Source organism: Corynebacterium sp. HMSC070H05 (genome assembly GCF_001837615.1).
GTDB lineage: Bacteria > Actinomycetota > Actinomycetes > Mycobacteriales > Mycobacteriaceae > Corynebacterium > Corynebacterium coyleae.
Map to the genome: position 1 here is coordinate 95,345 of NZ_KV833341.1, position 13,814 is coordinate 109,158.

General features: G+C 61.9%; 12 protein-coding genes and 1 pseudogene. 9 read left to right on the top strand and 4 right to left on the bottom strand.

Translation table 11 applies throughout. The features are described 5' to 3' along the window. Window positions 1–8: 8 nt before the first annotated feature. Window positions 9–1,298: pseudogene (locus HMPREF2617_RS08690) on the bottom strand (protein kinase); the annotation flags it as partial. Between HMPREF2617_RS08690 and HMPREF2617_RS08695 the strand changes: the two are divergent. Next, entirely contained in the window at window positions 1,297–1,686 is a 390-nt protein-coding gene (locus tag HMPREF2617_RS08695; protein WP_070450864.1) for an Rv2175c family DNA-binding protein, read from the top strand. The pseudogene HMPREF2617_RS08690 and the gene HMPREF2617_RS08695 sit on opposite strands and share 2 nt — an antisense overlap. On the opposite strand, the gene HMPREF2617_RS08700 is transcribed toward HMPREF2617_RS08695, so the two are convergent. The 3 genes from HMPREF2617_RS08700 to HMPREF2617_RS08710 are packed head-to-tail and all read right to left on the bottom strand — an operon-like array spanning window position 1,655 to window position 4,823. After that, a complete protein-coding gene (locus HMPREF2617_RS08700; protein WP_070840531.1) occupies window positions 1,655–3,100 on the bottom strand; it encodes an alpha-(1->6)-mannopyranosyltransferase A in 1,446 nt (481 codons plus the stop codon). The genes HMPREF2617_RS08695 and HMPREF2617_RS08700 overlap by 32 nt on opposite strands. Further along, complete coding sequence (locus tag HMPREF2617_RS08705; protein WP_070450867.1) at window positions 3,100–4,191, bottom strand: polyprenyl synthetase family protein; 1,092 nt, start codon at window positions 4,189–4,191, stop codon at window positions 3,100–3,102. Before HMPREF2617_RS08705 ends, HMPREF2617_RS08700 begins: the two co-directional genes overlap by 1 nt. A gap of 44 nt (window positions 4,192–4,235) precedes the next feature. Further along, on the bottom strand, window positions 4,236–4,823 hold the full coding sequence (locus HMPREF2617_RS08710; RefSeq protein ID WP_070614689.1) for a GNAT family N-acetyltransferase: 588 nt from the start codon (window positions 4,821–4,823) through the stop codon (window positions 4,236–4,238). A 167-nt stretch (window positions 4,824–4,990) separates the two neighbouring features. Here HMPREF2617_RS08710 and HMPREF2617_RS08715 point away from each other — a divergent pair, with 167 nt between their 5' ends. The 8 genes from HMPREF2617_RS08715 (at window position 4,991) to murF (ending at window position 13,814) form a co-directional block, all read left to right on the top strand. Further along, window positions 4,991–5,425 carry an SAV_6107 family HEPN domain-containing protein gene (locus HMPREF2617_RS08715; RefSeq protein ID WP_070422184.1) on the top strand — a complete coding sequence of 145 codons (435 nt, stop codon included), beginning with the start codon at window positions 4,991–4,993 and terminating at the stop codon, window positions 5,423–5,425. A gap of 81 nt (window positions 5,426–5,506) precedes the next feature. Further along, window positions 5,507–5,899 (top strand): DUF3040 domain-containing protein, encoded by a 393-nt coding sequence (locus tag HMPREF2617_RS08720; RefSeq protein ID WP_070422185.1) that lies wholly within the window; start codon window positions 5,507–5,509, stop codon window positions 5,897–5,899. A 427-nt stretch (window positions 5,900–6,326) separates the two neighbouring features. After that, window positions 6,327–6,761 (top strand): division/cell wall cluster transcriptional repressor MraZ, encoded by a 435-nt coding sequence (mraZ, locus tag HMPREF2617_RS08725; protein ID WP_070422186.1) that lies wholly within the window; start codon window positions 6,327–6,329, stop codon window positions 6,759–6,761. A gap of 175 nt (window positions 6,762–6,936) precedes the next feature. Continuing rightward, window positions 6,937–7,950: a 16S rRNA (cytosine(1402)-N(4))-methyltransferase RsmH gene (gene rsmH, locus HMPREF2617_RS08730; RefSeq protein ID WP_070483991.1), complete on the top strand. Its 1,014-nt coding sequence runs from the start codon at window positions 6,937–6,939 to the stop codon at window positions 7,948–7,950. A gap of 47 nt (window positions 7,951–7,997) precedes the next feature. Next, window positions 7,998–8,705 (top strand): cell division protein FtsL, encoded by a 708-nt coding sequence (locus tag HMPREF2617_RS08735; protein WP_141739360.1) that lies wholly within the window; start codon window positions 7,998–8,000, stop codon window positions 8,703–8,705. Window positions 8,706–8,814: 109 nt separating this feature from the next. After that, the gene (locus HMPREF2617_RS08740) at window positions 8,815–10,767 is read left to right on the top strand and encodes a peptidoglycan D,D-transpeptidase FtsI family protein (RefSeq protein ID WP_083308109.1); all 1,953 of its coding nucleotides are present in this window, start codon (window positions 8,815–8,817) and stop codon (window positions 10,765–10,767) included. Window positions 10,768–10,791: 24 nt separating this feature from the next. Continuing rightward, complete coding sequence (locus HMPREF2617_RS08745) at window positions 10,792–12,297, top strand: UDP-N-acetylmuramoyl-L-alanyl-D-glutamate--2,6-diaminopimelate ligase (protein ID WP_070840532.1); 1,506 nt, start codon at window positions 10,792–10,794, stop codon at window positions 12,295–12,297. After that, window positions 12,294–13,814, top strand: a complete 1,521-nt coding sequence (murF, locus tag HMPREF2617_RS08750) for a UDP-N-acetylmuramoyl-tripeptide--D-alanyl-D-alanine ligase (protein WP_070840533.1) — start codon at window positions 12,294–12,296, stop codon at window positions 13,812–13,814. Before HMPREF2617_RS08745 ends, murF begins: the two co-directional genes overlap by 4 nt.

Here is a 13,814-nt window from a genome sequence, read left to right on the forward strand (position 1 = left end):
CGCGGGATGACGATCTCCGGGATGTCGCCGTACATCCCGGAGCCGAACCACCATGCGCCCAGACCAACCGCAGCTACTACGGCGATTGCAACAGCGGTGTAGAGCACGACACCGATCAGAGAGCGGTTAGTTACCGGCTTGACAGCGGGGCGCTTTGCCGGATTGGGAGCGGCAGGCCGGGGTGCACGTGGTGGCACGGGTGCGGGCACGGGGGCGGCTGCAGGCGGAACGGGGGCCGGAACCGGAGCCGGAGACGCCTGTGCAGCGGGCCATTGGCTGCGTGACGGCAGTTCTGGGGACGCCTGCTTAGTTGGCCTCGCAACTGCAGGGGCGACTCGCGTTGGCGCCTCGTCATCGGGGAAGAGGCGTCGCTGTGCGGCGTTGTTGACCAGTCCGAAGTTAGTCGGGTGTGCTGCGGCTCGCGTGGCTGCGGCATTGCGCGGGGCAGGCACGGTGTAATCCGGCAGTGCAAGTTCGGCTGCTACGTCGTCGAGTGCGGCGAGGAATTCTCCCGCATCGCGGAAGCGCGCTTCGGGGGTGCGGGCGGTTGCGGTGGCGACGAGCTCGTCGAAAAGCATTGGCACCCCGGCAATGAGTGAGGACGGCGCGGGCACCTCTCCATGGAGGCGTGCGTACGCGTGCGCGATGGGGGTGTCGCCGTGAAATGGCGTGCGGCCGGTGAGGAGTTCGAACAACACGATGCCGGCGGAGTACACATCCGACGCGGCTGTGATGGGGCTGCCGTCGACTTGTTCGGGGGAGAGGTAGGCGACGGTGCCCACGATTTGGTCGGTCGAATGTGTGTTTTCGGCGGCTGCGCGCACGAGGCCGAAGTCGGAGAGTTTGACGCGGCTGGAGGCGTCGATAAGCACGTTGTCCGGCTTAATATCGCGGTGCACCATGCCTTTCTCATGCGCGACAGAAAGTCCCGTGAGCATGCCGCGCATCACCTCCGCGGCTGCGTGGGGAGGCATCGGACCACGCTCGGCGAGCAATTCGCGCAGCGTGCCGCCGGTGATGAGTTCCATGATGAGAAACACGTTGTTGCCGGACGCGGAGAAGTCGTACACGTTGACCAAGTTAGGGTGGCTGAGCTGCGCCATCGCGCGGGCTTCGCGCCGGAAGCGGTCGCGAAACACAGCGTCGTGGACGTATTGCTCGTGCATGACTTTCGCAGCGACTTCCCGGCCCAGGCGGGAATCGATGCAGCGATACACCGTGGCCATGCCACCACGGGCGATGGCGCGGTCCACGACGTAGCGTTCGTCGAGAGTTGTGCCTGGAGCGAGTGTTGCCATGTACCCCAGGGTAGAATCGTGCGCCGTGAGCACACAAACGAATCTCGAGCAATTGCTTAGCGACGAAACCTTGCTGGCCTTTCCCGACGCCGCCGAAGCGTTGGGCGTTCCGGTCACTCGTGTGCACGACTATGTCGGTGCCCGCAAACTTGTCATGTACATCCGGGATGGTAAAAAATTCATCCCGGCTGGGCTGATCGGTGAGGATGGGTTGTCGAAGTTCGTCTCAGGCGCGATCACCGTGCTTGCCGATGGCGGCTACAACGACGAGGAGATCCTCACATTCCTCTACACCGAAGAGGATTCGCTGCCGGGACGCCCGATTGACGCCTTGCATGGTCAGAAAGCGCGCGAGGTTATTCGTCGTGCGCAAGCGATGGCGTTCTAAACACCCAGCGAGTCGCTACCACGGCGACGATGAAGGCTGCGGCGAGGAACCACACGTCGTAGAGCCTGTGGTTGCCGCTGCCTGTAAACGCGAGTGCCACGACGATGGATGCGCCGGTGGTAATTCTAGCTACCCAGGCCGGTGCCCGGAACGTGCCCACGAGCGCCAAGATGGAGGCGTAGTACCACGGCAGCGTTACCGCGTTGGTGACAAACGCTGCCGTATACGCCACGGTGGTGCCCGCCAGCATCCGCGGCGCGTAGGCCTTGCCGCGCGCCGGGCGGAACCACCACCACGTGATCACGAGCGCGAGGAGCATCGCGAAGCTGAACACCGTGCGGGTGGCTGCAAGCGTTGTGTTGTAGCTGAAGTCGTCGTTGACCAACTGCACGAGCGGGGTAATCAGTTCTGCGGCGAACGTCGGACCGGCCAGCGGATTGATCACCTTCGAGTTACCGGTGATTTCCTCGAGCCAACCCCACGTTGAGCCGCAGACCCACGTCACCACCTGGATGACGGCGACCGAGACCGCCAGCGTCCAGGCTCCAGAGACGGCAAGCGCGGCGAGGTGGTGGGGCACATCGTGGACGCGGGCGCGACGCGTGACCATCAGCCACACCACAAACGGCAACGCGAACGCAGCCGTGGCCTTGAGCGATACCGCGCATGCGATGAGCACGATTCCGGGGGTGCACCACGTGTGTCGCATGCACAGGTACAGGCCCGCGCACACCAGGCCGACCATGACCGCCTCGTTGTGCATGCCGCCAATCAGGTGCAACAGCATGACAGGGTTGGCTACACCTACCCACAGTGCAAACCCGGGGCTAGCACCTGCGAGGCGCGCGATGCGCGGTACCGACCAGACAATGAGCGCGAAACCTGCCAGCGCGATCAGCCGGTAGGCAACGACGCCAAACGCGACGTGGTCGCCGACAATCGTGGTCACCGCTTTGCCAATGCCCAAGTGCAGTGGCCCGTACGGCGTTGTGGTGTTGCGCCAGTCGTGGGAGACCTCCCACAAATACGGGCCGGGGTTGATAGCGGCGCCTTCGGAGTAGGGGTCGAAGCCGTCGCGAAGCATTGCCCCCTGCATGAGGTAGGAGTACACGTCGCGCGACATGATTGGTGCGCTCAAGGCGAGTGGAGTGGCCCACGACCACACCGCACGGAGCACGGTCTGCTCGCCTGGGCGGGTGCGCCACAGCCACAGCCAGGCAAACACGAGAAGACCAGTGCCCGCCATCAGGAGGCCGTCCATCATGCCGCGGCCGTGGCCGTACGTGAGGAACTCAAGGCCTATCGAGCGCATGAGGCCGTCACGGTAACGCGTCGCTCCGGCACCAAAGGAACCGATCGCGATGAGAACGGCTGCGACAACGCCGAGGGGGATCGGCCGGATTTTACCGGCCATCACATACGCCGGTCTGTGGCCTTGTGGGCCAACTCGGACAGTGCCTGGCGAGCCTCAGCAGTAATACCGGCGGTATCCAGGTGAGCAATGCCGGACGCGGTGAGACGGTTAATGCGCTCTTCGACCGCATCCTCCGCACCACTTTGGCGGATGAGATCGGCGAGGCGCTGAAGCACCTTTGGGTCGGTGGCGGTACCTACACCGGCGCGGAGCTCGTCGGCATCGTTGGCGTCGAGAAGCTCAAGCGCCGTCGCGTAAAGGACAGTGCGCTTTCCTTCGCGCAGGTCATCGCCCGCGGGTTTTCCGGTGATTGCTGGGTCGCCGAAGACACCGAGGAGGTCGTCGCGAAGCTGGAATGCGATGCCAATATCGCGTCCGTAACCACGGAATGCCGCAATGGTCTCATCGTCGGCACCAGCAATAGTCGCACCAAGATGAAGCGGACGCTCGATCGTGTACGCGGCGGTCTTAAACCGGTTCACCCGATCCGCCATGTCCGCAGACTCGCTGCCACGGCTTTCCAACGAAATATCAAGGATCTGCCCACCGATGACTTCCGTGCGCATGCCCACCCACGGTTCCGCGGCGCGTTGCAGCGCCTCCAACGAAACACCGGAGTAGCGCCACATATCTTCCGCCCAGACTAAGGCGAGATCGCCGAGCAAAATCGCGGTGTTCACGCCAAACGTCGCAGCGTCGCCCAGCCAATGGTTTTCGAGGTGCTGGGCCTCCACACTGCGGTGCACCGTGGGGTTTCCGCGACGGGTATCGGAGGCGTCCACGATGTCGTCGTGGACCAGTGCACACGCCTGGATGAACTCAAGCGCACTCATCGCGCGCAAGACCGCGTTTGGGTCCTCGCCGCTGGTTTCCAAACCACCGGCGCCGACAAAACCTGCCCAGCCGTACAGCGGACGCACTCGCTTGCCACCACCCAGTGTGAACGCGCGCAAGTGCGCGACTGCTTCCGAGACAGGCTCACCGATCGCGGAAATCGCCGGCCCGTGTTCGTCGAAAAACTGCTCCAAATGCTTTTCGACGACACCAGGCACCGCACTTAAGTTCCCAATCCCCAATTCGTGTGTAGCCACGCTGCTCCTCACCGTCGTCTACGAAAATCTCTCTGGAACGTACCCTAGTCAGCCTCGCCGACACGGGGTGTGCCCGCCATGTCGAGTGCGAGAATCGCAAACGGGCGAGGGTCGCTTCCGTAATAAAAATTGCGAGCAACGTCCTGGAACCCAAACTTGCGGTAAAGCCCAAATGCGTTATTAGCTTCGCCGTCTACCTCGGGAGTAGATAGGACAGCCCAACGAGCTGATGTCGATGCGAGCAGTTCCCTGAGCATCGCCGCACCAATGCCGCGGCCCTGGTGCCTCGGATCCACATGCACTTCGGCGATTTCGAAGTAATTGGCCAGTAGCGCACGGTCGTCGTCAGAAAGCATGCCGTCTGAACGTTGCTGAGTGAGTGCTTTGACGAGTTGTTGGTCCCACCAGCGCTCCCGCGCGCCGAGAAAACCGTAGGCCACTCCGATGACGCTGTTGTCCGAGATTGCGGCCACGGCGCAAAAGCCTGGCCAGGTGACCTCTCCACGCCACACACGTAAACGCTGCGCGCGCATGGTTTGGGGGTACCCCATAGCTTCCATGTAGATGTCCACCAACCGTGGCACGAGGAAAGAAAACTCCGCCTTGGTCAGCCTTTGGATCTCAATGTGCACCCCACTATCGAACCACTTATGTGCCTGTTGCGGGGCTTGACCACACATCCTCGTTCGAACAGTCGAACAAACGTGCTAATTTTTGGTTGTGGTGTCGTGGGTGACTTCTAAGGTCATGGGCAATCAAGAGGCGACATGCACTGGTAACAGCGAAAGGGGAAAGTGTCATGGGAAGCGTAGTTTCAGCCACAACGGGCAGGGCGTACGGGGATATGGGGGCGCCGCGAAAGTTTGACTCGTTCATCTTCTCTGCGGAGGCACTGCTTGCACAGGCGCATGCTGACTTTGCGGCAAGGCGCTACGACCTTGCGATGGAAAACGCATACCGGGCTGCACTGCGCATCGCTGGCGCATGCAACGCTCGCAGCATTGTGCTCCGGAAGCGGAAGCGGCTGCCAACTAATGCGTGGGACAAGCTCGCGCTCACCGGGGAAAGTGGCCAGCACTGGGCGACGGTATTTTCTGCATACTCGGCGCGCCGGGCGAGGGTGGCGTCTGGGATCGACGACAACCCGTCGCCGGTCGTGGTCTCAAGCCTTATCGGTTCGGCTGAGGACTTTCTCCTGGACACCACTGGGGGTGATGCGCCGATGGCGGCGTAATAAGGCGCGGGAACAATGTGGGTACGATGTTCGTTGTATCCATACATTGTTCATTCATAGCTGGGATCTGGAGAGAAAGTAGTGTCTCTTTCTGAGCAGGAAATGCGCGCACTGCGCGAGATCGAGCAGTCGCTCCTTGCAGACGACCCGAAGTTCGGTTCCTCGGTCGCTCCGTCCTCTGGGTATGGTGCTTCGCACCCGTCGGGCCGGCTGACTATGCGTAGCCTCGCCCTCATTGTGCTGGGCCTTGTCCTTCTTCTTGGGGGAGTGGCGCTGGCGTCGTGGAGTCTGTGGACTGTGGTGTTGAGCATCGTCGGCTTCGGTGTGATGTTCTATGGGGGGATCATGGCGCTCCGTACCCCGGCTGCCGCTGGTGTTTCGCTGCAGCGAGCGCAGGCTCAGTCCAAGTCGCGCTCGCCGCGCAGTGTTAGCCTGGAGGAGAGCTTCCGTCGACGGTTTGAGGATCGTCAGTAGCTTTTAGCTTTCCCTTCGCCCTCCCGGTCTCTTCGGGAGGGCAATTTTTTATCCCCACTTCGCCCCACATTCCCCACTTTGCCCCACCCGTTGGTTTGATCCGGCCATTTTGCCTGTTAAAGGACGTTCGGAGCGGGTTGCGTCTCGTGTGCCTGTAGGTGATTGATGGGGTTGTAGTGGGGGATGTGGCGGTAAGTGGGGGACATTGGCGGGTAATTGCCCCACGGGGATTGTGGCCGTTGACCTGCGCGTTCTTCTTGTTGTGGGAACTAAGTTGCTCAGAGTGTGGCGTTTGTGGGGGGAAGTGGGTTAAAGTGGGGCACAGCGGAGCACCGTGGTGCGCATCTTGACTACGTGCGTAATGCGGAGCGAAGCCGAGAAAACTGCAAATGCCAATCTCTGAAGGTGAAGGAAGGTAGGTCGCCGGATGTTTCTGGGAACCTACACTCCCAAGCTCGACGACAAAGGGCGCCTGACGCTGCCTGCGAAGTTCCGTGAGGACTTGGCAGACGGCCTGATGGTGACCAAAGGGCAGGACCACTCCCTCGCGGTGTACCCGCGGGACGAGTTTGCTGCACGCGCCCGCAAGGCCGCTGCAGCATCAAGGACGAACCCGAAGGCGCGCGCGTTTATCCGCAATCTGGCTGCCAGTGCGGATGAGCAAACGCTCGATGGGTCCGGACGTATCACCCTGTCGCCGGCACACCGTGAGTACGCAGGCCTTTCCAAGGAATGCGTAGTTATCGGTTCTGTGGATTTTCTCGAGATCTGGGATCTTGAATCCTGGAATAAGTATCAAGAAGAGACTGAAGCCGCGTTCTCCGCGGCGGATGACGACGACATTCTCTCCGGTCTGCTGTAGGACTGACTACCCAACAGCGGGCAACCAATTCGGAGAGTGTGTACGGACTCTGTCCGGGGCGTGAAGCATTCTGGTGTACTTCCCCGACATCAGAACAGCCGCCCCGGACAGGGCTCTACATACTCCCCGGCTTAGAAGGAGCCGACGACTAACTGACCGCGAGGGGTGAGCCCGGATGGTGTACCGCACACACGCTGCAGACCCTCATGGGCATGTGCCGGTCATGCGCGACCGCATGGCCGAACTCCTGGCCCCAGCTGTAGAGGCGTTCGGCGCCAACGCCGTCATTGTCGATGGAACCCTTGGTGCCGGTGGCCACACCGAACACTTTCTCAACGTATTCCCGCAAGCGCGCGTGATCGGTGTGGATCGCGACCCGAATGCGCTGCAGCAGGCGACTGAGCGCCTGGCTCAGTTCGGTGAGCGTTTCACTCCGGTGCAATGCCGGTTCGACTACATCGGCGACGAGATCGCATCGGGGGAGGGCGAGACCTTCGACCTTGTGAGGCAGCACGGTGTGGCTGGTGCGCTGTTCGACCTCGGTGTTTCATCGATGCAGTTGGATCAGGAGGAGCGTGGCTTTTCCTACCGCGGTGACGCACCGCTGGATATGCGCATGGATCCGACCACCGGCATCACTGCGGCCGAGGTACTTAACACGTACTCGCACGGAGACCTGGCGAGGATTCTGAAGTCCTACGGCGATGAACGTTTCGCAGGCAAGATTGCGTCGGCTGTGCTGAAGGAGCGCGAGCGTGCGCCGTTTGACCGTGCGGACCGGCTCGTGGAACTGCTGTACAGCACCATCCCGGCCGCCACGCGACGTACTGGCGGTCACCCGGCGAAGCGCACCTTCCAGGCGCTGCGGATTGAGGTCAACCGCGAGCTTGAGGCTGTCGAGCGAGTGGTTCCGGTGATTACGGATTTGCTCGGCGTCGGCGGGCGGGCAGTGTTCATGAGTTACCAGTCGCTCGAGGACAAGATCGTCAAATCTGCCTTCGCTGAACTGACAGCTTCAAAGACGCCGGCGGGGCTTCCGATGGATCTGCCGGGCACCGAGCCAACGTTCAAACTCATCACCCGCGGGGCGGAAAAGGCTCCGCAGGAAGAGATTGAGCGCAACTCGCGTGCAGCACCGGTGAGGGTGCGCGGCGTCGAGAAGCTTAAGCACTCAACGACAACCACATAACCCACAACAACCCACGTACGACACACAACCATCTGAGGACGGACACCATGGCAGCACGAGACACACGAGGTGGCTCCCGCGCGATGACGCTGACGCGCGATGGCAGTGCCCGCACCAGCCGTACAAGCGCTCCGGCACGTCGTCGCACGATGCCGGGTGTGAAACCGCATGTGCCGCACTCCCGAGGGCGGGGGCGCCTCGGCTCGCAGCAGGTTGTGTCTGTGCGTGGGCGTCGGGTTGGCACGGTCGCGGCGCCGTCGCGTTTTTCCGCAGTGTCCGCACTTGCGGTGCCTCTGCTGGTGATCGGTATTGCTATAGCGATGCTGCTGTCCGGCGTGGCCACGACACAAACCTTCACCATCCAGCAGCTGCAGTCGAAGGAGCGTGAACTTGCCAACGAGGTCGAGTCGCTCAACCGTGACTTAGAGGATCGTCGTTCTGCTGCGGAGATCGCACAGCGCGCTGCAGGCGCAGGCATGGTGGTCGCTGGAGAACCTGGCCTAGTGGAGGTCATGGAAGATGGTCGTGCTGAAGAGCGCCGGCCTTTCAACCCAGAAAAGGTTGCCAAGATTGTCGACGTTAACGGCGAAGCGTTGCGGCAGGGCCGTGCAAGCAGTGATGACCGTGCAACCCGCGAGCTGGCGGATGCGCTGACTCAGGTTCCAGGTGGCAATCAAGCTCCGCCTCGTCCGCAGCAAGCACCGCAGGTTGCCAACGTGGCGCCGTATCAGGCAAATGTGCCCGCCGGCGAATAGACGTTAACGGTGGGGGTTGTGCCGCAGGCGTGTGGCGCAACCTCGTTTCGCATTTGTGCGGGGCATGATAAACGAGTCAATGAGCAGATTTGGTAGGTGAGGAGGGCACGTGACATCCACGGGCACACCCCGGAAGCGTCCGGCGCCACGGAAGAGTCAGCGTCACATCACCAACCACCGTGTATTCCTTTTGACGCTTGTGTTCCTCAGCGTTGCAGCCTTGCTGATCGCACGCCTGTTTTGGGTCCAAGTGATCATCGGCGGCGAGTTGCGTGAAGTTGCCAAGGTGCAACGCCAGCGCGAGTATGTTGAGCCAGCACGTCGCGGTGAGATCGTGGACCGTGACGGCAAGCAGTTGGCGTACACGATGCAGGCAAGGTCGTTGACGGTCTCGCCGAAGCAGTTGCGTGAGGAACTGCGACAGCAGCAAGAGCTGCAGATGCGTATCGACGGCGTCCCCAAGGCAGATATCGACGCGCAGCTCGACGCCCGCGTTGAAGACGTGCTGCGCACAATGGCGAATGAGATCCCCGGCATGATCGGTGGCGAAACTGATCCACAGCCTACGGGTACAGACACAGAGCAGTTGCGCACTGTGGGCAGTGTCAGTGCCAAGGAGATTTTGGACAAGCTCCACGCCGACACGTCGTACGAAGTTTTAGTGCGCAACGTTGACCCGGATGTCGCTGCGAAGGTGGCGGCGAAGTTCCACGGTGTGGCTGCTGACCAGCAGGACATCCGCCAGTACCCGAACGGTGCTGTGGGGGAGAACATCATTGGCAAGGTTTCCATGGACGGGCACGGTCAGTTCGGCCTTGAGGCCTCTAGCGATGCGGTGCTTACCGGTATCGACGGCCGCTCGACCGAGGACGTCTCGGGAGGTGGGCAGTCCATTCCGGGCTCCCTGCGCGATGTGGTGCCAGCGGTACCTGGTGCGCGCATTGAGCTCACGGTAGACCTCGACCTGCAGACGTATGTGCAGCAAGTGCTTGAGCAGGCAAAGGCAAACTCTTTGGCAAAGTCGGCTGAGGCTGTCGTCCTTGACGCTCACACGGGTGAGGTGTTGGCGATGGCCAATACAGACACCATCAACCCGAACGGGGATATTGAAAAGCAGATCAAGCAGGGTAAGGATTTTGAAAACCCAGCGATCTCGCACCCGTTCGAGCCAGGCTCGGTGGCAAAGGTCATCGCTGCAGCGGCTTCAATCGATCAGGGGTTGACTGACCCGTTCGAGGTGCACCAGGTGCCGGGCTCGATCGACATGGCCGGTGTGACAGTGAGCGACGCCTGGCAGCACGATGTTCTGCCGTACACCACCGCAGGCATCTTCGGTAAGTCCTCCAACGTGGGCACATTGCAGTTGGCGCAGCGCCTCGGCGAGGAGCGCTACTGGGATTACCTCAACCGTTTCGGTATCGGTGCTCCGACCGGCATTGAGTTGCCCAATGAGTCGCCGGGTCTGCTGCCGGTGCTTGAACAGTGGTCGGGCGGTACCTTTGCCAACTTGCCAATCGGTCAGGGCATGAGCTGGACTGCGCTGCAGATGGCGAGTGTGTACCAGGCGTTGGCCAACGACGGCGAGCGCATCCAGCCACGCATCATCGAGCGCATCGTCGGACCGGACGGGCAAGATATCCCGCAGGATGAGCCGCAGCGCAACCAAGTGGTGAGCAAGGAGGCGGCGCGTACAACGGTGGATATGTTCCGTGCCGCATTCCAAGAAGACCCGACCGGCAACCAGTCGGGTACTGCACAAGGAAATGCGCTAGAGGGCTACCAGTTCTCTGGCAAGACAGGTACTGCACAGAAGGTGAACCCGGAAACGGGCGCATACTCACAGAGCCAGTATTGGATTACGTTTGCGGGTATTGCCCCGGCGAACGATCCGAGATTTGTTGTGGCGGTCATGCTGGACGAGCCGCAGCGCGGTGTACTCGACGGCGGTGCCGGTGGCCAGTCTGCGGCGCCGGTGTTCCGTCAGATTGCGAGCTGGATGTTGGATAAGGAAAATATCCCGCCGAGTCCGCCCGCGGAACCGTTTGTTCTGCAAGCCCAGTAACGGCCCTGAAAGGAAGGAATTATCATGTCCTCAGCGCCCACGCTGACATCCCTCGCTGAGATTGCGGGGGCACGCATCGTCAATGCGCCGCAGGCACCGTTTGAGGTGTCGTTTATTGGTCTTGATTCCCAAAATGTGGAGCCCGGTGGCTTGTTTGCTGCGCTGCCTGGCACGCGGGTGCATGGCGCGTCGTACGCGTTTGATTCGGGCGCAGGTGCGGTTCTGACTGACGAGGAAGGTCTTGCGATCATCCAGCAGACGTCGGATCGCCGGCCGGTGTTGGTCGTCGATAATGTGCGCGCGATTCTTGGCCATGTTGCCGCGGAGGTGTACGGGCATCCGTCGAAGGACTTCACGCTGCTGGGCGTGACTGGGACGTCGGGCAAGACCACCACGACGTACATGCTGGAGCGTGGACTGACACAGGCTGGTTGCAAGGTCGGCCTGATTGGTACGACGGGCACGAAGATCATGGGCCGCGATGTGGCCACCGAGTTGACTACGCCTGAGGCGCCGACGTTGCAGGCACTGTTTGCCCGTATGCGCGACGAGGGCGTTACGCATGTGGTGATGGAGGTTTCCTCCCACGCGCTCATGCTTGGGCGCGTGACGGGTGCCCAGTTCGACGTCGCTGGTTTTACCAATCTGTCGCAGGATCACCTTGATTTCCACCCGACGATGGAGGACTACTTCGAGGCGAAAGCCTTGTTCTTTGACCCGTCGAGCGACCTCCACGCGAAGCGCAGCGTGATCTGTGTCGACGATTCTTGGGGTCAGAAGATGGCCGCGCGCGCGGAGCACCCGGTGACGGTGGCAACCCGTGGTGAGCATGCAGATGTCACTGCGGAGCTATTGCGTATCGACGACACCGGAACCCAGCACATTCGACTTCACACTCCAGAGCGTCAGGTGGAGTTTGCTCTGCCGATGCCGGGTGCGTTTAACGTCGCCAATGCCGCCCTTGCCACCACGCTTGCGGCGCAGGTTGGTGTCGATGTAGCAGCGTTTGTCGCAGGCCTAGAGCAGGCGGCGGTGCCGGGGCGCATGGAGCGAATTGATGAAGGCCAGGATTTTGTAGCTGTTGTGGATTACGCCCACAAGCCGGCCGCTGTCGCAGCAGTGCTTCAGACGCTGCGTGGACAGGTCGATGGCCGGATTGGTGTGGCGATCGGCGCTGGTGGTGACAGAGATTCCTCGAAACGCCCGCTCATGGGAGCGGAAGCAGCGAAGGGCGCAGACTTTGTTGTGGTGACTGATGACAACCCGCGCACCGAAGACCCGGCAGCGATCCGCGCAGCGGTGCTGCAAGGCGCACGCGACGCAGAAACGGCAGCCGAGGTCATCGAGGCAGACTCCCGCGCGAGGGCGATCGACGCGCTCGTCGAGTGGGCAAAGCCCGGCGATGCCATCATTGTCGTGGGTAAAGGCCACGAGGTTGGACAGATCATCGGCGACACCAAGCACCATTTTGATGACCGCGAAGAGATGCGGCGCGCACTTCGCGCCCGCCGAGAGAAGAGGAACGCATGATTGCACTGACGCTTCGCCAGATCGCGGAGATCACCGGAGGACACTTGAGCCCGGAGGCTGATCCGGACAACTCGGTGACCGGGTTTGTGGAGTTTGATTCCCGCAAGATTGGCCCCGGCGGGCTATTCGTTGCGTTCCCGGGTGCGAACGTGGATGGCCACGATTTTGTGGGTAAGGCGGCTGCGGCGGGTGCCACGGCGTCGTTGACCACGAGGGAGGTCGGTCGGCCGGCTGTGGTCGTCGAGAAGCGACCGCCCCGCGCTGACGACAACTCCGATTTAGCGGTGAATGATCCGACTGGCTCCGCAGCAGGCGTTGTGGATGGGATGTCAAAGTTGGCCACCTATGTGGCCCGCGAACTGACGGAGAACCACGGGTTGCGGATCATCGGCGTGACTGGTTCTGCCGGCAAGACCTCGACGAAGGACCTGATCGCGGCGGTCCTGCAGCGTGCGGGCGAGACGGTGGCTCCTCCGGGGTCGTTTAATAACGAGATCGGCCACCCATACACGGTGCTGCGCTGCACGGAGGAGACGAAGTTCCTGGTCGCGGAGATGTCGGCGCGCGGTATCGGCCACATTGCGCACTTGGCCACGATTGCACCACCGCAGATCGGTGTGGTGCTTAACGTGGGCTCGGCGCACCTGGGGGAGTTCGGCTCCCGCGAGAACATCGCGCAGGCCAAGGGCGAACTCGTTGAGGCGCTGCCTGCCGATGGCATCGCGGTGCTCAACGCCGACGACGACCTGGTCAACGCGATGGCTCCGCGGACGAAGGCACGCGTGGTGCGCTTTTCCGCCAACGGCAATACGGCAGCGGATTACTACGCCACCGATGTGGAACTGGATGCGGTGGCGCGTGCGTCGTTTATCATGCACACCCCGAAGGGCGATCCGCAGCGCGTAACCCTCAACGTGTTCGGTGCCCACCAGGTGGGCAATGCGCTGGCTGCAGCTGCAGTCGGCATTGAATCGGGTATGGATGCCGCAACTGTCGCGCAGGCGTTGTCTGATGCGCACTCCGTGTCGGTCAACCGCATGGACGTCAACACCCGCGCCGATGGCGTGACCGTGATCAACGATGCCTACAACGCAAACCCTGAATCGATGCGGGCTGCCATTGCCGCGTTGGGTTACACCGCCGCGGCGCGCCCAGGTGTGCGCTCCGTTGCTGTGCTGGGGGAGATGGGCGAACTTGGCGCCGGTGCGGAACACGAGCACGCGGCGCTTGCCGATGAGTTGGCGCGCTACAGCGTCACCGACCTCATCACTGTCGGGAATAATGCGTCGATGGAAGCGCTGGCCGAGCGTGCTGAGCAATTCGGCATCCGCACCAGCAGCGTCGCCGATGCTGCCGAAGCCAGCGAGGTAGTGCGCGAACTGTTGGCCATGCCGCCAGCGGGTATCGACGACTGGCAGTCGCGAACCGACCGCGATGTCGTGCTTGTAAAGGCGTCAAATGTTGCTCGCCTGTGGGCGGTGGCTGAGTCGCTACTGCAAGGGCATACGCTTAGATAG